Annotated in this window: 22 protein-coding genes; 14 read left to right on the forward strand and 8 right to left on the reverse strand. The window is 45.6% G+C overall.

Annotated features, from left to right (window positions below; all coding sequences use genetic code 11):
• Positions 1-12: 12 nt before the first annotated feature.
• The 8 genes from EIH25_RS02215 to EIH25_RS02250 form a co-directional block, all read right to left on the reverse strand.
• Positions 13-1104, reverse strand: coding sequence for a serine hydrolase (locus EIH25_RS02215; RefSeq protein WP_124098291.1), 1092 nt, complete (start codon positions 1102-1104; stop codon positions 13-15).
• A 161-nt stretch (positions 1105-1265) separates the two neighbouring features.
• The gene (locus EIH25_RS02220; RefSeq protein WP_124098292.1) at positions 1266-2816 is read right to left on the reverse strand and encodes an alpha-amylase family glycosyl hydrolase; all 1551 of its coding nucleotides are present in this window, start codon (positions 2814-2816) and stop codon (positions 1266-1268) included.
• A 353-nt stretch (positions 2817-3169) separates the two neighbouring features.
• Positions 3170-3370 carry a hypothetical protein gene (locus EIH25_RS02225; protein WP_124098293.1) on the reverse strand — a complete coding sequence of 67 codons (201 nt, stop codon included), beginning with the start codon at positions 3368-3370 and terminating at the stop codon, positions 3170-3172.
• Positions 3371-3544: 174 nt separating this feature from the next.
• Complete coding sequence (locus EIH25_RS02230) at positions 3545-4435, reverse strand: LysR family transcriptional regulator (RefSeq protein ID WP_124098294.1); 891 nt, start codon at positions 4433-4435, stop codon at positions 3545-3547.
• Between the two features lies 1 nt (position 4436).
• Positions 4437-5324 carry a DUF3737 family protein gene (locus tag EIH25_RS02235; protein WP_124098295.1) on the reverse strand — a complete coding sequence of 296 codons (888 nt, stop codon included), beginning with the start codon at positions 5322-5324 and terminating at the stop codon, positions 4437-4439.
• A 27-nt stretch (positions 5325-5351) separates the two neighbouring features.
• Entirely contained in the window at positions 5352-6095 is a 744-nt protein-coding gene (locus EIH25_RS02240) for a carboxymuconolactone decarboxylase family protein (RefSeq protein ID WP_124098296.1), read from the reverse strand.
• Between the two features lie 283 nt (positions 6096-6378).
• Positions 6379-6921, reverse strand: a complete 543-nt coding sequence (locus EIH25_RS02245) for a zinc dependent phospholipase C family protein (protein ID WP_124098297.1) — start codon at positions 6919-6921, stop codon at positions 6379-6381.
• 390 nt (positions 6922-7311) lie between these two features.
• Positions 7312-8169: an EamA family transporter gene (locus EIH25_RS02250; RefSeq protein WP_124098298.1), complete on the reverse strand. Its 858-nt coding sequence runs from the start codon at positions 8167-8169 to the stop codon at positions 7312-7314.
• Positions 8170-8507: 338 nt separating this feature from the next.
• On the opposite strand from EIH25_RS02250, the gene EIH25_RS02255 reads away from it, so the two are divergent.
• From EIH25_RS02255 to EIH25_RS02320, 14 genes are all read left to right on the forward strand, one after another.
• Positions 8508-9488 carry a hypothetical protein gene (locus tag EIH25_RS02255; protein ID WP_124098299.1) on the forward strand — a complete coding sequence of 327 codons (981 nt, stop codon included), beginning with the start codon at positions 8508-8510 and terminating at the stop codon, positions 9486-9488.
• Positions 9489-9817: 329 nt separating this feature from the next.
• Positions 9818-10714: a hypothetical protein gene (locus EIH25_RS02260; protein ID WP_124098300.1), complete on the forward strand. Its 897-nt coding sequence runs from the start codon at positions 9818-9820 to the stop codon at positions 10712-10714.
• 135 nt (positions 10715-10849) lie between these two features.
• Positions 10850-11131, forward strand: a complete 282-nt coding sequence (locus EIH25_RS02265) for a hypothetical protein (protein ID WP_124098301.1) — start codon at positions 10850-10852, stop codon at positions 11129-11131.
• A gap of 242 nt (positions 11132-11373) precedes the next feature.
• Positions 11374-11790, forward strand: a complete 417-nt coding sequence (locus EIH25_RS02270) for an ATP synthase subunit I (protein ID WP_124098302.1) — start codon at positions 11374-11376, stop codon at positions 11788-11790.
• A gap of 4 nt (positions 11791-11794) precedes the next feature.
• Positions 11795-12532, forward strand: a complete 738-nt coding sequence (locus tag EIH25_RS02275; protein ID WP_124098303.1) for a FoF1 ATP synthase subunit a — start codon at positions 11795-11797, stop codon at positions 12530-12532.
• Positions 12533-12637: 105 nt separating this feature from the next.
• Positions 12638-12895, forward strand: coding sequence for an ATP synthase F0 subunit C (atpE, locus tag EIH25_RS02280; protein WP_164489132.1), 258 nt, complete (start codon positions 12638-12640; stop codon positions 12893-12895).
• Between the two features lie 48 nt (positions 12896-12943).
• Complete coding sequence (atpF, locus tag EIH25_RS02285) at positions 12944-13453, forward strand: F0F1 ATP synthase subunit B (protein WP_124098305.1); 510 nt, start codon at positions 12944-12946, stop codon at positions 13451-13453.
• A complete protein-coding gene (gene atpH, locus EIH25_RS02290) occupies positions 13453-13995 on the forward strand; it encodes an ATP synthase F1 subunit delta (protein ID WP_124098306.1) in 543 nt (180 codons plus the stop codon). Before atpF ends, atpH begins: the two co-directional genes overlap by 1 nt.
• 31 nt (positions 13996-14026) lie before the next feature.
• On the forward strand, positions 14027-15541 hold the full coding sequence (atpA, locus tag EIH25_RS02295; RefSeq protein ID WP_124098307.1) for a F0F1 ATP synthase subunit alpha: 1515 nt from the start codon (positions 14027-14029) through the stop codon (positions 15539-15541).
• An 88-nt stretch (positions 15542-15629) separates the two neighbouring features.
• Positions 15630-16496, forward strand: coding sequence for an ATP synthase F1 subunit gamma (atpG, locus tag EIH25_RS02300; RefSeq protein WP_124098308.1), 867 nt, complete (start codon positions 15630-15632; stop codon positions 16494-16496).
• 122 nt (positions 16497-16618) lie between these two features.
• The gene (atpD, locus tag EIH25_RS02305; RefSeq protein ID WP_124098309.1) at positions 16619-18025 is read left to right on the forward strand and encodes a F0F1 ATP synthase subunit beta; all 1407 of its coding nucleotides are present in this window, start codon (positions 16619-16621) and stop codon (positions 18023-18025) included.
• 67 nt (positions 18026-18092) lie between these two features.
• Positions 18093-18497 carry an ATP synthase F1 subunit epsilon gene (gene atpC / locus EIH25_RS02310; RefSeq protein ID WP_124098310.1) on the forward strand — a complete coding sequence of 135 codons (405 nt, stop codon included), beginning with the start codon at positions 18093-18095 and terminating at the stop codon, positions 18495-18497.
• A 162-nt stretch (positions 18498-18659) separates the two neighbouring features.
• A complete protein-coding gene (locus tag EIH25_RS02315) occupies positions 18660-20450 on the forward strand; it encodes a Na/Pi cotransporter family protein (protein WP_124098311.1) in 1791 nt (596 codons plus the stop codon).
• Positions 20451-20502: 52 nt separating this feature from the next.
• Positions 20503-21039, forward strand: a complete 537-nt coding sequence (locus EIH25_RS02320) for an isochorismatase family cysteine hydrolase (RefSeq protein ID WP_124098312.1) — start codon at positions 20503-20505, stop codon at positions 21037-21039.
• Positions 21040-21043: the final 4 nt, after the last annotated feature.

The raw sequence follows: 21043 nt of genomic DNA on the forward strand, positions 1-21043 counted from the left end.
TATTTTGCCCTCCTAGCTGTAGATTAATGAATTTATTTCGTCAAATATATCAGCAAGGTCTGTAAAGACCTGATTGCTCTGTTCGGTTTCCGGATACTGCTGTGTGAATATGCATAGAACGAACGGTGAACCCGCGTAAACTATGGCGCAGTCGTTGTATACAGATTCGTTGAATTCAGAGCCGTATTTCTGTGCGACCTTATATTTCTCCGACAGCTTTTTTCCTATCTGCTCGTTCAGATCGGTATCGGTCATAAGGTCGGTAAGCCATTCCCCCAGCTCGTTTTCCTCTCCGAAACGGTAAATATCCCTGTAGGATTTCAGCATATCCGAGGTCGAAGCGTAGGTAAATATCCAGTCTGAGCCTACATAATAATCCGCGCCGATCTCATACTGGAGAGAATTGAACACATTCCAGCCGTAATGCTGCTCCAGAAGGTAATAGGCCGTATTGTCAGAACGCTGTATTGCCGCCTCGATAAGCTCCTTCGCGGTAAACACGGTTCCCATATCCATCGAAGCGATATAATCCTCGCCGACTACATCTCCGATCCAGTTCTTATTCTTGACGATCCTTGTGTCAAGGTCGATCCCGCTTGCAAGTATGCTTTTTACATACGGAGCCTTTATAGTGCTGCAGGTCATAAACTGCTTATCTGAATTATAGTTTATCTGCGCGCCGGTTTCGATATTTTCGTAGGAAAACGCAAGGGTAGTTCCGAATCTGCCGCATATTTCATCGATCCTGTCAAGGCAATTCTCAAGCTCTTTGTTTGATATGACCTTTGAGAAGCCTGAAAGAGAAACGCGGTGACTGTTCAGCGTGTCCTCGGAAACGTTTTCAGGCTCGGCGTTCTGGACTGCTGCCGCGGCAGGCTTCGAGGACTCGGCTTGTGAGGAGGAGTACGCTTTAGATGAAGAATCCGTTTTGGTTTCCGTCCGGCTGTCGTTTGATGAGTCGGCGTTTGAGTTAGAAGTCTCAGATGTAACCGTTTTCATATATGAAGAAAATTCCGTCTTTCCGGACGGACTTTCTTTATTATCACAGCCTGAAAAAACAGACAATGCAAAAACCGAAGCTGCAAGCAGCGCTAATTTTTTCATAAATAAACCTCATAAGGCGATAAATATGCTTCAGCTGTCCGAAAAACAAGATTTGCTTTTCGCTCTGTCGAAAGCTTATGACTTTATTATTTAGTATATAATAACATATCGACAAGTCAAAGTCAAGCGTTATGAGGTTTAAATATATGGTATGATTCCTGTTATTTTGTTTTAATAAGAAATGCGGAGCAGGCTGGCACGGAAACGCCGCCGTCCTTAATTTTTATTTCTCCGCCTGTTTTGAAAATAACCTCTCCGTCAATACCGATGGGAGCAGGACAGTCCGCTTCCTTTCCCAGAGGATTTATCACGGCGAATATCTCCTCATTTCCGCTGAATCTTCTGTATATAAGGGGATAGCTGTTCTTTTCGGCATATATAAATTCAAAGCCGCCGAAATTCTGCAAAGCCTCGTGAGCCTGTCTGACAGCGATAAGCTCTTTCACCGTATTAAGCAGAGAGCCTTCCTCGTTCTGCTGTGATAAAACGTCAGGACGATCCTCTGACGGATCAAGAGGTATAAGCGTAGCGCTGCCGGCTGAAAAGCCCGCGTTAAGCGTTTTATCCCACTGCATTGGGGTACGCGAGCCGGTTCTTCCGAAGCCGCCCTCCACTGATGTCAGACCCTCGACATATCTCATTCCTATTTCGTCGCCGTAATATACAAACGGCGCGCCGCACATTGAAAGCAGGAAGGTGAAGCATACCTTTAAATCGTCGGTATCTCTGTTTCTTGCCAGTCTGTCCATATCGTGATTGGAGGACGGGATACATATAAGCCCTCTGCCGTCCGCCGAATCGTAAAATTTCTGATATTCCGTTCTGAATAGAGAAATATCTCCGCCGGATTTTGAGAAAAACGGCTTTTCGCTTCTGAAAAGAGAGGTATAGCACATCGGTCCGAAATGAAGCAGAAAATCCATATGGAAGCCGCCGGCTATTGATTTTTCAGGCTCTCCCCATTCTGAAACCATAGCGCAGTGAGGATATTTTTCGTCAAGGAACTGTCTGAAATCCTGCCAGAGCTTGATGTTTTCACTGCCGTCAGGGTCATTCTTTACCAGCGAGCCTGCCATATCGACCCGGAAGCCGTCGCAGCCCATATCAAGCCAGAAAGACATGATGTCCTTGACAGCCGCTCTTGTTGCCATAGGAGCCGCGTCCTCAGGAGCCTGCATATAGTCCCTTGTTCTGTTAGCGTAGCCGTAGTTCAGCGCGGGCTGAGTAGAGAAGAAATTTACGCCCGCCGAACCGTCGCGGTCGGATATGCCCCGTATGCAGGGTATTCCCTCAGTGCCCTCCCAGATGGAATTTGTCCAGATATATCTGTCGGTAAATTCGTTCTTTTCCGCTTTCATCGACTCTCTGAACCATTCGTGCTCTACGGAGGTATGTCCGGGTACAAGGTCAAGCAGAACGTGCATATCTCTCTTGTGAATTTCGTCGATAAGCAGTTTCATATCTTCGTTTGTTCCGTATCTGGGAGCAATTTTTTTATAGTCCCTTACATCGTATCCCGCGTCGGTAAAGGGCGAGTCAAAGCAGGGGTTTATCCATATCGCGTTAAAGCCCAGCGACCTGATATAGTCAAGCTTCTGGATAATACCTCTGAGGTCGCCGATACCGTCGCCGTTTGAATCCTTGAACGACTGAGGATAGATTTCATAAAATACCGCGGTCTTAAGCCAGTCGGGAAGTCTGTTTGTATTCATAGTCCTATTCTCCTTTGTTTTACCTGTCCGAATATTGCGGCAAAGCCCTTTGCATATCCGGCGTATCTCAGTTTAATATATTCACATTCTACTATCGGCGTCAGTCAAATTAAAGTAAAAACACTGAATATTATTTGTATTATTTATTAATATTATCGGTTGTCTGTTGACATAAAAAGCAATGCTGTACTAAATAAAATTTAATTTGGTTAGGTACAGGGCGCGTCAGTCAGCTTTAGAAACGGTATAAAAAATACCCCAAGTAAACCGTGATATACCTGTTTACTTGGGGTATGGTATTGTTGCCGATATAAGATAGACGCCGCTATAATTTTTTCATATATCAAAGTATTTCATAAAGCCGATACGTCTTTTCTGAGTCTGCATATGATATAATCCACTTTATCAAGCAGCTGCTGCTTTTGGTGTATCTCTTCAAGCAGTCCGCATCGCATACAGCGAAGTCTGCGGATTTTTTCCTCCGCCGCTGCTTGGTCATTGTCAAGTGAATTTATCATATCTTTCAGTTCCTGTTCGTTAAATTTTCCGTTCATAGCTGATCTCCTTGAAAAATATGCAGCCTGTAAAACAGGCTCGCAGCAGTTTCGCGGCTTTTACAGCCGGATATAAAATAAGCGTAACCCTTCTCCTGCCGCACTTAAATTATACCGTATATTTATCCCGAAGTCCAATACTTAGTTTTCATAAGAAATTATGCTTATCCGGCATTACTCTGAAAAGCCGGAAATACTTTTTCTGATGTGTTCAATAAACCTTGTGACTGCGGGGCTGAACGGCTGACTGCGCTTCCAGGCGATAACGCTTCCCGACGAAATCTGCGGATAAAGCGGTATGGCTGCGATTTTTTCTTTGTCCCATAAGGCGGCGGCTCCTTCCACAGCGAGGGAATATCCAAGACCGTTTAAAACCATGATAGCTCCGTTGGTGGCAAGATTGCTAGTAAAAATGACATTAAGGTCTTTGTAATGATCTCCGAACCAGCTGGCAATTTCATTTTTCACGCTGTTTCTTCTGGGAAGTATAACCGGCTTGCCGGCCAAGTCCTGTGCCGTGACAAATTCTTTTTCAGCTAACGGATCGTCGCTGCGCATAAGCACGACGCTGCGGTCGCGTATGTTCAGACGTATGTATTCGTAATTTTCAACATTTACAGGCTCCAGAAGCAGTCCAATGTCAATAAGACCCTTATCCATCTGCTCCTTTATCAGATCGGCGGTTGCAGTATAGATGTCGTAGGTTACAAGGGGATATTTTTCCCGGAAGGATTTGATTAGTTCCGGAAGCGCCTGAACCGCAAGGCTCTCTCCGCAGCCTATAGTAACAGTTCCGTTTATCGTTTCCTCCCGCTCTGTAAGCTCGGCTTCCGTTTTGTCTGCAAGCGATACGATCTCCTCGGCTCGGCGGCGAAGCAGGATACCCTCGTTTGTAAGGGAGATTTTCCTTGTGCCTCTTTTAAACAGCTTTACTCCAAGCTCGTCCTCCATCTGCGCAAGCTGACGGCTCAGGGTAGGCTGAGTGATATGCAGTACGTCTGCGGCCTTCGTAATGCTTTCTTCCCTTGCTACGGTTAAAAAATACCGCAGTATGCGAATCTCCATCTCAAATCTCCTTAGCTCCGGCAGGCGGTATGCTCTTGTTTCCGCGGTTCCTTTTTATGATCTTGCAGTCTGTTTCTATTACTGATTTTTCCGTAATTACCGCTCCGAAGCTGTCGGCGGTAATGCTGCCGGATCTCGGATTCTTTACGGACAGGATATTTCCGCTGATATCCGCTTCCACGTCCGAATATTCAAAGGACAGATCCGTTTGCTCCATAGTGCAGTTTATAAGTTTGAGGCGCGTGCAGTAGCAGAACGGCTGAGTGCCTATGATTTTACAGTTTATCAGCGTCAGTCCGTCCGAATACCAGCCCAGATATTCGCTTTTTATTACGCTGTTTTCCACGGTAACATTGCTGCTGTGCCAGAACGCGTCCTTGGTATCCAGCTCTGAATTTGTGACGTGCATATTTTTTATGTACTGAAACGAATACTTACCCTTCATTTTCAGCTTGTTTATATTGACGCCGCTGCTTTCAAACAAAAAATATTCCGATTCGATCTCGCTGTTATCAATAGATATTCCGCGGCATTTCCAGCCGAATTCCGGCGAGTTGACGACGCAGCTGTCCACTTCTATTCCGTCGCATTCACGCAGGCATTTTACTCCCTCAATAGTGCAGCGGACGAGCTTTCCGCCGCGCGCATACCATATCGGAGCGCGCGTATCAACGTCAAGCTGCGAATCTTCAAGAATAAAATTATGAGAATGCCACAGCGGATAGCGTAGTGAAAATTTACAGTTCCTGACCGCTACGTTGCGGGATTCCTTCAGAGCTGATTCACCGTCTGCCGGTCCCGCAAAAATACAGTTTTCAACCTCGGCGTCGCTGAGATTATATAACGCTCTCTCTTCATCAAAGGTTTTATCGTTTATATACTGCTTCATTGTAAAAACTCCATAGACTGTATGTAATCAGGGAAGCTTGCTGTACTCCTCGTCGGAAACAGGTTCAAGCCATTCGTTTGAGCAGCTTTCTCCCGGCACTTCAACTGCGATATGACTGAACCAGCAGTCTTTTTTTGCGCCGTGCCAATGCTTTACGTTTGCCGGAATAACCACTACATCGCCCTCTTTAAGGCTCCGAGGCTCTTTGCCGTCCTCGCGGTACCAGCCTTCGCCCTCAACGCATATAAGAATCTGTCCGCCGCCGCTGTTTGCGCGGTGGATATGCCAGTTGTTTCTGCAGCCCGGCTCGAACGTGACATTCGCCAGAAATACCGCCGATTCTCCCGGCTCAGTCAAAGGCTTCAGATATGAATTTCCGATAAAATACTGAGCAAAATTTACGTTCGGCTCTCCCATTCCGAACATTCCGCCGTGGGCTTCCGGCGTACTTCCGTCTGAATAAACCTCTTTGGCTATGTTGAATGCTGCCCATGCGTTGGGCCAGCCTGCATAAAAGGCGGCATGAGTTATTATTTCCGCCATTTCTTCCTTTGTTATACCGTTGTTTCTGGCATTGACCATGTGCGCCTTTAACGAGCTGTCAAACAACCCCTTACCCATAAACACGCAGATCGTGACAAGCGAACGGTCTCTGAGGGAAAGCTTATCCTCTCTTGCCCACACCTCTCCGAACAGTACGTCGTCGTTAAGCTGAGCAAATTTCGGAGCGAATCCGCCCAGCATATCTCTGCCTGCAGTCTGTTTTTTCATCGTAATACCTCCCGATAGTTATCCATATGATTTTTCATATATTGCCGCTGTTTCCGATGAGCCATGCGCAAAGGAGCAGCGCTGAAAAGCCTCTTTGATTGTATTATACAATTAAATTTTAAGTATGTCAAATACTTATATTAAATGACGTTGTATGCTTTGAAGGCATTGCCGATCTGCAAGACGGTCAGGACTGTTCATTGCCGGAAATGCATAAAAGATCCGAAACCGAACAGAGCCGGCTCCGGATCATTATAAGACGTTTCAGTGCAGATGATAGCTGTTAAATCACGCATTCGTCTGAAATACTGTATATGAAAACGTTATTGCCGCTTTTAGCCGTTTCACATACTGCGGCGCACGCTTTTACAGCGTAGATAATATCGGTATGAAAGCTGAATTTTTCGTTACGGAAATATTCTGAAAGGACGTCTTTTACTGACTGCAAAGCTTTAAGCGAGGAACATTCGGATTTAAGAAGCGCATATTTTTCGACGGCATAACGATTAAGCCGGCGTTCGTATAAAATATGACGGCGTACGTTTCCGATTTCTCCGTTAAAATGAACTGAGCAGCAGAAATCGCTGACGTAGTGAGCCGCCTTGCCAAGCTCAAGCATGGAAAAAAACGAGCTTTTGCCTGACAGCTTTTCAAGCTTTCTTATTATATATCCGCCTGACTGGCGGTAGAAGTGGCGGTGTATAAACTGCATGGGAGAAAGATCGGGAATTAATGAGCCTATGCAGAACGCGGCTCGCTTTATCGGCGTCAGTCCGGATTTCTCAGCCGCAAGCCTGGCTATAATAAGATGCGTTTGTAATTTCATTTCGCTCCCTCTTTTCTGCGGCAGGAGCAGATCGCGCTCCCGCACTAAAAAGCGTCTTAAAAATCAGTTTTTATATGAACCGGCAATAAAGCCGCCGTTTTGATACGCTGTATATTTTACCCGAAACATTATAACCTATTCTTGTTTATGCTGTCAGATTTGCATGACGGATTTCATAAACAGAACCGCCGATCCTGTTATTGAATATTTATATTATAATATGCCAATGAGAAAACGGTGTTTTGACTGTGTGATACATTTGTAAAAATTTAATTCAGCCGCATTTGCGGGAATATATTAAAGGCTGCTTAAATACTTATTGAATGTCCGCGCAGTATGTCCGGCAAAAAAATACACGTCCGCAGACGTGTATTTGTGAATAAGCAATTATTATATTACCAAAAGCAGAGTTCCGACAATGATAAGAGCCAAACCGGACAAGGCTTTTAAGGTAAGACGTTCTTTCAATATAAAATACGAAAATATAATAGTGACAAGAATACTGAGCTTGTCGATCGGGACTACAACGCTTGCAGGGCCGTCCTGAAGGGCTTTGTAATAGCACAGCCAGGACAATCCTGTCGTCAGACCGGAAATGCTGATAAATATTGCTCCGCCGGCGGTTATTTCTTTGATCTCTTTCTGTTTTCCCGTTACGAAAACCATAACCCATGCCATAATCAAAACCACAGCTGTTCTTATGGCAGTACCGAGATTGGAATCTATACCGCTGATCCCTATTTTTCCGAGAACGGACGTAAGGCTTGCAAAAAAAGCTGACAATACCGCATATATCAGCCAGCCTTTACCTTCGGCGCTTTTATCAGACTGCTTCTTGGTTATCATCAGATACGTTCCCGCTCCGATAAGCAGCATACATATGATTTTTTTAGGATCCAGTTCTTCGCCGAGTATCACATATGCCAGAAGCATGGTCAGGATAGTGCTGGATTTGTCGATCGGAGTGACTTTGTTTACGTCGCCCAGCTGCAGCGCCTTGAAATAACACAGCCAGCTGCCGCCTGTAGCAAGTCCGGAAAGTATCAGGAACAGCAGCGTTTTGCCCGAAATATCGTTTATATTTTGAAATGTTCCCGTAATGAAAACTATGATCCAGGAAAAAATCAGAATAATTACAGTACGCAGCGCTGTTGCGACGGTGGAATTTATATTTCTGATCCCGATTTTTGCAATGATTGCAGTAATTCCTGCAAACAGCGCCGATGCGAATGAAAATGCGATCCACATATTTGTCACCTGCACTTTAAAGCTAATTTTTGGTTTTCAGACGCTCCGTTAAATCATGCTGATTATATCATATTATACAGTTCAAGTCAAACGGTCCTTTGCGGCTGTTAAATTGAGTCAGCGCCTGCCGCGGTTACAGCTGTAAATATAATGCAACAAGGAAATGTGTTTGTTTTGGCTTGACAATATTTTTATATTGGTGTAAAATATTAATATACATTTTGTTCAGTCAGCATATTAATAACGGATAACGGTTTAATTATCTTGCGGAGCTAAAATAAAAATATTATTCTGTAGTGAAAGGATACACAAGTATTTTACATAGGAGGCTGTTTTTTATGCTTTTAAAAAGGTTTTTCTGCGCTGTCTCTGCTGCCGTCGCTTTGATTGGCTGTCTTGCTCTGCCTGCCGGCGCCGAGGCGGAGGAAGAAAAAGAAATTATCGAATTCAAGGCGGATACGGAAATGCTTTCCGACGACGCTTCCGCGCCGACGATCTCTTTTGATACGTCCGATTGGGAAAAGTACGTTCATTTAACTGCCGACGGCGAGGCTATGGGTATTAAAATGAGTCAGGATACAGATACGTTTTATCAGGGAGCGTCTTTAAAAGTATATTCTGACTGCGAAGGAATAGAGGCGGGCAGATATTATAATTACGGAAACAGCGTCAGGGACGACGACGGTAATCTTTTATATCCGGAAGCCTCTGCTGAGGACACGGCATTTGTAACTCCCGGAATAGAATTGAGAGCTGAGGATTTCGGACTTAGCTGTTTTGACGGCTGTATGGTTACCTTCTTATACCGAATGGGAACAGATACGGAGAACAAGCTGATGGAAAGCTCGGTATATGCTTTTCCGGCGGACGAAGAGTATAATCATCTTGCAAATAATCCTGTAAAGCTTACTTACGATACCGTATTGAACGACAATGTAAGCCAGTATAGAAAGCTTATGGTAACCGTAGCCGCAGACGCCAGCGCCACAAAAATCGTTTTTCAGACTCCTGTAATGCAAAAGGTGACCTCGGATATTTTCTATATAGACAATATTACCGTCGTTACTCCTCTTGAGGATAACGGAGCGGATTTGTACGTTAAAAATCTTGACGGCTATAACGAAAACGCCAAGCCGCAGGAAATAATCGAAAGCGTGAAGATACAGCAGCAGGGCAAAACCCTGTCACAGGCCGAGAGCCGCGATGAGGAAAGCGAAGGTTCGTTCAATCCTATGATCATTGTCATAGCGGTTCTGGCAGCGGCTCTCGTAGCGATAGTTATTTTAGTTGTAATCAAGCATAAAAATAAGTTCTATTGATTTATGCGGATTTTCATCTGCTTCTTAAAGCTTAATACAGACCTGAAGAATAAAACGGGCGGGCAATTATCGTTACTGCGGAAAGTTTGCGGCAGCGCGATATTGACCGTTCGTATTTTTTAGGGAGCGTTTATATTATTTAAGGTTTGCTCCGGTCTGCCGCGACTGATGATCTCGTACAGATCTGTGATTACAGGTTTTAGAATTATTTCTGTGCAAATTATGCGAAAGTTTACTTCGGTATTGACAAATGCTTTTAAATAAGATAAAATAAATATACAATGTATACGTTTTCATATCAATCGGAATGAAAGGGGAATTTTATCCAGATGAAGAAATACAAGATTTTGTCATTTATTGTAATTCTGGCGGTAAGCGCCGCTTTATTTGCGCTGCCGGTGTATGCCGACGAAGAAAAGGACGGGGATACTGCCGTTACTGACAATATGACTACGGATTCTTCCGCTCCGACTCTTGCTTTTGACTCTGACGACTGGAGCAGTTATATAGGAGTTGTGGACGATACCGAATCGGGGGCTTATTCGATCAAGAAAGAATCGGATGTTGTGTATCAGGGAGCGGCGGTCAGTCTTTCCGCAAATTTGACCGAGTTTCCGGATTACGCGACCGACAGCGAAACTACAATGGGAATTCTTTTTGAGGCTGAAAAGTTCGGGCTTGAAAATTTTGACGGCTGTACGCTGAATTTCTATGCAAGATTCAATATAAACATCGAGAACCTGCTGTTTGAAAATTCCGTTTATGCGTTCGGCGAAAATGCGGACGGTGAAATGACGTCAAATGCGATCAAAACGATAAAATTCAATATGTCGTCAAATGTAAACGGATACGAGAAGCAGTTCGTAACGGTTCCGTCAGATACAGACACCACCAGAATCATTCTTAAGGTTCCTGTTTCCGCCGCGTATGAGGGCGACGTTCTGTATCTTGACAACGTAACGTTACTGACTCCGTTTAAGGACGATCAGGATAATACTTATCAGATAAAAACTCTTGATACTTATAATTCAAATGCCAAAGTGACAAATACCGGCGACGTAATAAAGCAGGCGGCAAAGGGCAATACTTTGAGCGAAGCGCCGGACAGCGTAAATGAAGAGGACGGCGGGTTCAATCCTTTGATAATTGTTGCGGCAGCGCTTGTAGCAGCCTTAGCGGCAATAGTGATTGTCATAATCATCAGGCATAAAAATAAATTTTATTAAAAATACTATCGGAGAGGCAAGGCTTTCTCCGATTTTTGTTTTTTTGATAAAAAATAATGCATAAAACGGAAACGGCGAGCAATAATATTGTTAGTCAATTTGTTTGGCAATATAAATACGGAAAGGATTTTTATTATGAAAAAAATTATTGCGGCTGTTATGAGTATCGCAGCGTGCTCGCTTATTTTTGCTTCATGCTCGAATAAAAATGAAACGTCATCAAATGAATCAAGAGCTAAAGATACTACGGCAACGTCTTCCGCCGCCAATACGTCTAGGAATACGATAACTACGTCTAAGGCTACGGACAACAGCAGAAACGACAGCAGAGAAGGCAATCTTGGAGATGATGTTGCCGACGTTATTGACGACGGTTTGAGTACGGCGGAGGATGTAGTTGACGATATCCTCAGATAAATGCTGAAACACATATTTTTTGGGACAGCCTAGGCTGTCCTTTTTTACTGCTCATATTTCAGCGTTTATAATTTCGCAGGCTTTTAACTGACTTTGCAGACACTTTTATGAACATTATATTTATAAAAGGTAAAAATAATGTGTTGACTATCTTCTGCCCTTTTAATTCAAAGCCGGAAATGTTATAATAAAATAAATCAGCCTAATATTTAAAACGAGCTGCGGAGGGATACGCTATAAATATGCGCCGTATAAATAATACTGACAAAAACACCGGAAGCAATGAAATAAGCGCGCTGTATAAAAAAATGCTTCCTCCCATGCTGGCGCTTAATTCTGTTCTGATTTTAATCTGTCTGATAGGCGGCTTCGGCTGGAGAAAGCTTACCGGTCTTATCATAGGCTTTATTTATATGATGTGGTGCTTATGGTATCTGGGGAGAACTGTAGTCAGGGCGGTGGATATGACTGTTAAAAAGGCGAAGCATACTATGGCCTATTGCTATGCGGTGCGTTACGCCGGACTTTTTGCATTGTGCTTTGCGGCGTTTGAGCTTGATCTGTTCAGCGCTGCCGGGATTTTGCTCCCGCAGTTTTATCCCAGAGCAGTGCTGTCGCTTGACGCGCTTACGGGAAAAAATTATTTCGGAAAGGATTAGCGGTATGGATTCGATAGGACAAGGTCCACGCGTCGTTTTTACGATTCCCTTATTCGGCGGACTTGATATAACGGAAACGATCGTTATAGGCTGGCTGATAATCGCGGCTGTTCTCTTGCTGTGCTTATGGCTGACCAGGGATCTGAAAAAAATTCCTGAAAAGAAGCGGCAGATCATTGCCGAAGCCTTTGTCAATTTTGTCAACGGCTCGGTAAAGGAAACTATGGGAAGCAGATTCATGAAGTTTGCCCCTTATATTGCCACTATTCTGGTTTACGCTGTACTGGGCGCTCTGGTAAGCCTTCTTGGTCTGCGTTCCATGACCGCTGATTTTAACGTAACGCTTACATGGGCGCTTATGACGTTTGCGCTTATAACATATTATAAAATAAAGACCAACGGATTCGGAGGATATTTAAAGGGCTTTGCCCAGCCGTTCGCCGTTATGCTTCCGCTGAACCTTATCAGCGAGGTGGCAACGCCGCTTTCTATGGCGTTTCGTATGTTCGGCAACGTTTCCGGCGGAATGGTTATCACGACTCTGCTTTACGGAGCCTTGGGCGCGCTGTCGTCAGCGCTGCACATTTCATTTTCCATCGGTTCCGTAGTAATAAGTCTGGGGCAGCTGTTCACGCCGGCGGTGCTGTCTATTTATTTCGACTTGTTTTCCGGATGTATTCAGGCGTATATTTTTGCTACGCTTACAATGGTCTATATTTCAGGCGCCGCCGATGAGGAATAGACAATTAAAGAGGTCCGGCGGCAATGCTTTGCCGCGTTAAGCTATAGAAGAAATACTGTGCTGAAGGGCCGCGGTATTGCTAAATAAAAAACGGAGGATTTTATTATGACTGAAAAAGCTTTTGTTTTAGGATGTTCAGCTATCGGAGCGGGACTGGCGATGATAGCAGGTCTGGGTCCCGGTATCGGAGAGGGTTACGCGGTCGGAAAAACTATTGAAGCGATCGCCAGACAGCCGGAAGCCAAGGGCGACTGCACAAGAACAATGTTTATCGGCGTTGCGATGGCTGAATCTACCGGTATCTACTCTTTTATAGTAGCGCTTATTCTTATGTTTGCAAATCCGTTTCTTGGAAAGCTTTAAGCTTCGGAGTTTTGAATTTGTACCCGTAAGGGTCGGGAGGAAAGTTTGATGGCAATGGCAAAAGTTACGGAGTTTCTGACGATTGATCCGACTACCATAGTGCTTACGCTCTGCAATACGCTTATTCTCTTTCTTATTCTGAAGCATTTTCTGTTTGACAAAATCAACAAAATCATAGAAGCCCGCAGAAACGATATAGAAGAAAGCTATAAGCGTGCGGACGACGCGGAGCGAAGGGCAGACCAGCTTGCCGCAGAGTATACCGAGAGGCTTGGAAAAGCCAGGGAGGAATCGGCTGAGCTGGTAAGAAACGCTGCGCGGAAGGCTCAGGCGCGTTCAGACGAGATCATTGCCGAGGCAAAGCTGGAGGCAAAGGGTATAATCGACAGCGCCGGATTGGAAATAGAACGGGAAAAGAAAATCGCTGTTAATCAGATAAAGGACGAGATAGCGCAGATAGCTGTTTCAGCGGCGTCGGCTGTAGTTGAAAAGGAAATAAGCGCGGAAGATAATGAAAGGCTTATTGAAAGCTTTATCGACAGCGTAGGTGAAGTGTAATGGCACAAAGTGTGGAAAATGTTTATGCAGGCGCGATGCTTGAGCTTTGCAAAGAGCAGGGAAGCTGCGACGGAGCTTTTGAGGAGCTGGAGCAGTGCGGAAGGATATTGTCGGAAAACGGGGAATTCCTGAGTCTGCTTGCTTCTCCGCTTATAGGAGCCGAAGAGAAAAAAGCGGCGCTTGAAAAAACGTTCGGAAACAGCGTTTCTCCGCTTACGCTTGATTTTTTCTGCGTGGTGACGGAAAAGGGAAGAGCAAGGTATCTGCCGGCAATATGCGGTGAGTTTAAAAGGCTTTATTTCAAGGAAAACAACATACTTGAGGTTACGGTGACAACCGCGCGGCCGTTAAGCGGAGAGTTGAGGGATAAGCTTAAAGCCAAGCTTGAAAAGACGCTTGATAAGAAGATAATTATGCATGAAAATACCGATAAAAGGCTGCTTGGAGGAATTATAGTCAGATACGACAATTATGAAATTGATTCCAGCGTTCAGGGAAGGCTTGAAAAGCTTAAACTGCGGATAGATTCGGTCATAGCATAATTTTACTTTACGAAAGGTATGGAGCTTGAATATGAAATTACGTCCTGATGAAATAACGGGGATCATAAAGCAGCAGATCAGGGATTACCGTTCAAAAATCGAGCTTGCTGACGTGGGTACGGTGATTACCGTAGGCGACGGAATATCAAGAGTTCACGGTCTTGATAACTGTATGTCGGGCGAGCTGATTGAATTTGAAAATAATACGCTGGGAATGGCGCTGAATCTGGAACAGGATTTTGTCGGAGCGGTTCTGCTGGGAAGCGACGACGGAATAAAAGAGGGAAGTCAGGTAAAGCGTACAGGAAAGATCGTTTCCGTTCCTGTGGGAGAGGCTTTGATAGGCAGGGTAGTGAACGCCCTGGGTAAGCCGATAGACGGCAGAGGCGCCGTGCTTACCGAGGAGTCCAGACCTATTGAAAGCCCCGCCTTCGGAATTATAACCAGACAGTCGGTAAATCGTCCGCTTCAGACCGGTATCAAGGCTATAGACTCAATGATTCCTATAGGCAGAGGTCAGCGCGAGCTGATAATAGGGGACAGACAGACGGGAAAGACCGCTATTGCGCTGGATACTATAATAAATCAGAAGGGAAAGGACGTTATCTGCATTTATGTGGCGATAGGACAAAAACGGTCTACAGTCGCCAATGTTGTGGATACGCTGTCAAAAGCGGGGGCAATGGACTATTCTATCGTAGTTTCGGCGACTGCGTCGGAAATGGCTCCGCTCCAGTATATCGCGCCATATGCCGGAGTTGCGATGGCGGAGTATTTTATGCTTCAGGGCAGGGACGTGCTGTGCGTTTACGACGATCTTTCAAAGCACGCCGTTGCATACCGCACTATGTCGCTGCTGCTGAAAAGACCTACCGGACGGGAGGCTTATCCGGGCGATGTGTTTTATCTTCATTCCAGACTGCTGGAAAGAGCCTGCAGCCTTAATAAGGACTACGGCGGAGGCTCCATTACCGCGCTGCCGATAATCGAAACTCAGGCAGGCGATGTTTCGGCATATATTCCGACAAATGTCATATCAATTACGGACGGACAGATATTTCTGGAATCCGAGCTGTTTTTCTCAGGAGTAAGACCCGCGGTGAATCCCGGAATTTCAGTATCCAGGGTCGGCGGCTCCGCGCAGATAAAGGCGATGAAAAAGGTTTCAGGTTCATTAAAGCTGCTGTATTCCCAGTACATTGAGCTGCAGGCGTTTTCGCAGTTTGGTTCCGATCTTGACAAGGATACTAAGGAGCGGCTCGCGCAGGGAGAGAGGATCGTCGAGGTTCTCAAGCAGGGCAGAAATTCGCCGCTTTCCGTGGAGCATCAGGTCATCATTATATATGCGGCGGTCAATAATTTTCTGAAAAAGATAGACGTAAGCGATGTTCAGGAGTTTGAAAAAGAGCTTTTTGAGCATATTGATTCAGCGTATCCCGATATAGTCAAATCAATTTCACAGACCAAGGATTTGACTGAGGAAACTGAAAACGAGCTTAGGGAAGCTTTGGACTTGTTTGTTGAAAAGTTCTTAAAATCAAAGTAAGTATCGATTTTTATAAGTATGATCAGAATTTGCATAAGATCTTATTCAGACAGATTCCTGACTGATCCTGAAAGGGAGGAAAGCTTTTATGGCTGCAGCTAATATGAAAGATGTAAAGCGCCGCATAAGAAGCGTTGAGAGCACCAAGCAGATAACCAAGGCGATGGAGCTTGTAGCTTCCTCCAAGCTCAGACGGGCTAAGGAAAAAGCGCTGGCGGTTCAGCCGTTTTTTGAAACCCTTTACGATATAATGAGCGGCATTTCAAGCGACCGTGATTTTAAGTCGGTATATACCAAAAAAGAGCCTGAAAAATCAACGCTCATCATAGTTATCGCCGGCGACCGCGGGCTTGCCGGAGGCTATAATTCAAATGTGCTGAAAACGGCGGAGCAGCGTATACGCAGGCTTGAGTCAGATAAAGAAAAGATTTCTGTCATGGCGATCGGAAAAAAGTCCGTGGAGTATTTTGATAAGCAAAGCTATGAGCTTGCCGGCAGGTATCCCAATATTGCCGAAAGTCTTGATATTTATGAAGCAATGGATATTGCCCAAGAAATAACGGAGAGGTTCAGATGCAGGGATTTTACCAGGGTGGAGCTTGTTTATACCACCTTTGTTTCCGCGCTTACTCAGCAGCCTGTGGAAATTTCTTTGCTTCCTGTGGAGAATCTGGAAAACGGAGGCGTAAAGAGCAGTTCGCTGACTGAATACGATCCTTCGCCGGAGGAGGTCTTTGACGGTCTTGTTCCGCAGTATCTCGGAGGTGTTTTGTACGCGGCTGTTGTTGATTCGTACGCTTCGGAGCAGGCGGCAAGAAGAACTGCAATGGAATCGGCAAGCGACAACGCCGACGAAATGATAAATCAGCTTTCGCTGCTTTACAATCGGGCAAGACAGGCGCAGATCACTCAGGAGATAAACGAAATAAGCGCAGGCTCGCTCAGGGATGAATAAGCCTCCGCATCATGCGTAGACGTGAAATGAGCGACGGGGTTTTGTTATACGGGTTATAAATATTTTTGACTTGCGTGAAGGCGGCTTTGCGCTTTCGTGCCGTGAAAGGAATGGTCAGTCAGATGGGAGAAAAGAACAAAGGCAGGGTAGTTCAGATAGTCGGCGCCGTTGTCGATATACGTTTTGCCAAGGACAGCCTGCCCGAGCTGCTCAATGCGGTTGAAATAGACAATAACGGCGAAAAGCTTGTAGTTGAAGTAGCTCAGCATATAGGCGACGATGTGGTACGCTGCATAGCAATGAGCTCTACCGACGGTCTTGTGAGAGGCGCCGAAGCCGTTGATACCGGCAGGGCGATAGCGGTTCCGGTGGGCAGAGAAACGCTTTCCAGAATGTTTAATCTGCTTGGCGAGCCTATCGACGACAAGCCTGCACCGCAGACTAAGGAGAAATGGGAGATACACCGCGAACCTCCGTCCTACGAGGAGCAGAAGGCGTCAAACGAGGTGCTTGAAACCGGAATAAAGGTAGTGGATCTCATAGCGCCGTACCTCAAGGGCGGAAAAATAGGTCTGTTCGGAGGAGCCGGAGTAGGGAAAACCGTTCTTATTATGGAGCTTATAAACAATATTGCCAAGCAGCACGGAGGAATTTCAGTATTTACAGGAGTGGGAGAGCGTACCCGTGAGGGCAATGATCTGTATAATGAGATGATAGAGTCGGGAGTTATAGACAAAACCGTTCTGGTTTACGGACAAATGAACGAGCCGCCCGGAGCCAGAATGAGAGTAGGGCTTTCAGGACTGACGATGGCTGAGTATTTCCGCGATGTGGAAGGACAGGACGTACTTCTGTTTATAGATAATATCTTCAGATTTACTCAGGCGGGCTCAGAGGTTTCGGCGCTGCTGGGAAGAATGCCGTCGGCGGTTGGCTATCAGCCTACGCTTGCGACTGAAATGGGCGCCCTTCAGGAAAGGATCACGTCTACGAAAAAGGGATCGATCACATCTGTACAGGCGGTTTACGTTCCTGCGGACGACCTTACAGACCCCGCTCCCGCGACGACGTTTGCTCATCTCGACGCTACTACGGTGCTTTCGCGAAGCATTTCCTCTCTGGGTATATATCCTGCGGTAGATCCGCTTGAGTCCAATTCCAGAATACTGTCGCCTGAGGTTGTGGGAAACGAGCATTATCAGGTTGCCAGAGAGGTTCAGTCGATCCTGCAGAGATATAAGGAGCTTCAGGATATAATCGCCATAATGGGAATGGACGAGCTTTCCGATGAGGATAAGCTTACGGTTTCAAGAGCCAGAAAGATACAGAGATTTTTATCCCAGCCTTTCTCTGTCGCCGAACAGTTTACTGGTATGCAGGGTAAGTATGTTCCTATTAAGGAAACAATACGGGGCTTTAAGGAAATTATCGAGGGTAAGCACGACGATCTGCCCGAATCGGCGTTTTTATTCGTGGGAACTATCGACGAAGCCGTTGAAAAGGCGGGACGGACTGATAGCGCTGAATGACCTTTTCAGCCGGATTTGCCTGCGTTAAAGGGGCTGCGGACGGAAATTTTGATTTGGAGTTTTATTTATGCGGAATTTCAGACTAAAGATCATCACTCCCGAAAAGGTGTTTTTTGACGGGGAGGTACGGCAGATAACTGCAAGAACCCCTGCCGGAAACATCGGCATACTTGCGGGGCATACGCCGTATGCTGCAAATATTATCCCTTCGCCCCTCAGGATCTTTTCCGGGGACGGAGCTTGCAGAACCGCAGCCGTTTCCAGAGGAATTATAAAGGCTGAAAGGGAGAAGGTAACTATCGCTGCCGAGGCTGTCGAATGGTCGGAGGAAATCGACGTTGACCGTGCCGAGCGCGCCAGGGAAGCCGCGCAGAAAAAGCTGGATAATTATAACAGCCAAATGGAATTTGACCGTGCGGAGCAGAAGCTTAAGCGCGCGCTTAACCGTCTTACCGTAGCGGGAAAATATTGAATATCAAAGTCAGAGCCGCATACGCAATATACGCAGGCTCTGGCTTTGTTTAGAGTGTGTTTGATTTTACGATAACACGCTTCGGAAAAAGCGCGAGCGGAAAAGTAGTTTAAGGGATCAGCTCTGTTATAAAAGCAAAATCAGCAAAGGAATGATAATAACTTGGATATATTTAATATTGTGGGAATGGCGGGCGGACTGGCTCTGTTCCTGTATGGAATGACGGTTTTGAGCTCGGGGCTTGAAAAGGCTTCCGGAGGACTTATGGAAAAGGTGCTTGCAAGAATGTCAAGCAATGTTTTTTCCGGAATATTGTTCGGCGCGCTTGTGACTGCCGCTGTTCAGTCATCTTCCGCGACTACCGTTATTGTCGTAGGACTTGTGAACGCAGGACTGCTGAAGCTTAAGGGCGCGGTAGGAATAATTATGGGAGCTAATATAGGGACTACTGTTACCACGCAGATCCTGCGTCTTGCTAACCTTGAAGGGGACAGCGGAGGAGGACTTTTGCTGGAGCTTTGCAAGCCCTCCAATTTTTCGGCTGTTCTCGCGGTCGCGGGAATTATTATTATCATGACGGCAAAGCGCAACAAGGTCAAGACGGCAGGAGAAATCATGATAGGAATAGGCATACTGTTTACGGGAATGCTGCTTATGCAGGAGAAGATCGCACCGCTTGCGGATTTGCCTCAGTTCAAATCGTTGTTTGCGGCGCTTAAAAATCCTATTCTCGGAGTGCTGGTCGGAACTGTATTTACAGCGGTGATCCAGAGCTCCGCCGCTTCAATAGGAATACTTCAGGCGCTGTCTGAAACCGGACTCATAAGCTTTGCTGCGGCGTTTCCTATCATAATGGGAACAAATATCGGAACCTGCGCCACTCCGCTGCTGTCCAGCATAGGCGCTTCAAAGAACGCTAAAAGGGCGGCGATGATACATTTCTATTTTAACCTGATAGGAACTATCGTATTTCTGATTGTAGTTTATATTTTACAGTATACCGTCGGGCTTCCTTTCTGGGACAGCGTTTTCGATACGGGAAGCATAGCTAACTTCCATACAATTTTCAATGTAACGGTAACGATTCTTTTTCTGCCGTTTTATACTGTTCTTGAAAAGCTTGCCGTTGCTACCGTCCGTGACGCGGGGCGCGGCGAGGAAGAGGACGTTGCTTTTTCAAAGGAAGATATTCTGGACGAAAGACTGCTTGTAACTCCGAACGTAGCAATAGCTCAGAGTACCGAGGCTGTGGTGCAGATGGGAATCTACGCGCAGAAAAACTTTAATTCGGTAAGAACGCTGTTTGATAAATATGATCTGAAGGTCGTTGATAAAATAAACGAGAGGGAGCGGCTGCTGGACCGTCTTGAGGACAGAGTAGGCTCGTATCTGATAAAGCTTAACGACTGCGATCTGAATGAAAACGAAAACCGTACTGTAACGACTCTTTTTCATCTGATTTCTGAGTTTGAGCGAATAGGCGATTACACTGTAAATATAATGGAAACTGCCGAGCTGATGTATGAAAAGGAAGTAAAATTTACAGAGCAGGCTATGTTTGAGCTTAACGTTGTTTCCGACGCTATAGAGGAAATAATCAGCCTTGCGATCAAGGCGGCAAGTACGGGAGATACGGGTTGCGCATATTCTGTCGAGCCTCTCGAGGAGGTAGTGGACAGACTTGTTGAGGAGCTTAAATCGGTTCATATCGACAGGGCAAAAAACGGCGTATGCAGTATTGAAATGTCAGTTAATTTTCTCGATATACTTACCAATGCGGAACGTATCTCGGATCACTGTTCAAATATTGCTATCTACCTTATTGCCGAAAATGTACATTACGATAATCTGAAAAAACACGAATATCTTGACAGACTACATAAAAACGGTCCGGCAGATTATGAAGAAAAAATCGAGCGGTACGCGGCGAAATTTTCGCTTGAACAGAATTAGGAAGGCGCCGTATAAATTATTGCTGGAAAATCAGCGGAAGGGTGGAGCATTTATGAAGCTTTTGCTTGTTGTGGATTATCAGAAGGACTTTACGGACGGTTCTCTGGGATTTGAAGGAGCTGAAAAGCTGGATTCTCTTATAGCTGAAAAAATCGCGTCGTGCAGGCGCGGTGGAGGATACGTTGCTTTTACGCTTGACACTCATTATGATGATTATCTGCATACTCAGGAGGGGAAAAAGCTTCCCGTACCGCACTGCATAAAGGGAACTGACGGACACGAGCTGTACGGGATGACAGGAAAGCAGAGATTGACGTGCGATATGGTTTTTGAGAAAAATACTTTCGCCTCTCTGGAGCTGGCGGAATATTTAAAACAGAAAAATTATGACCGCGTTGAGATAGTGGGACTTGTTTCAAATATCTGCGTTGCTTCCAATGCGATAATGGTCAAAGCGGCGCTTCCTGAGGCGGAGGTGATAGTGGACGCCGGCTGTACCGACAGCTTTGACCGTGAGCTTCAGGAAAAATGCTTTGACGTTCTCGAGGGTATGCAGATAACGGTAGCAAACCGAAAGAGAAAGGAGTGACTCT

It is taken from the genome of Ruminococcus sp. Marseille-P6503, from assembly GCF_900604945.1.
Classification (GTDB): Bacteria; Bacillota; Clostridia; order Oscillospirales; family Ruminococcaceae; genus FB2012.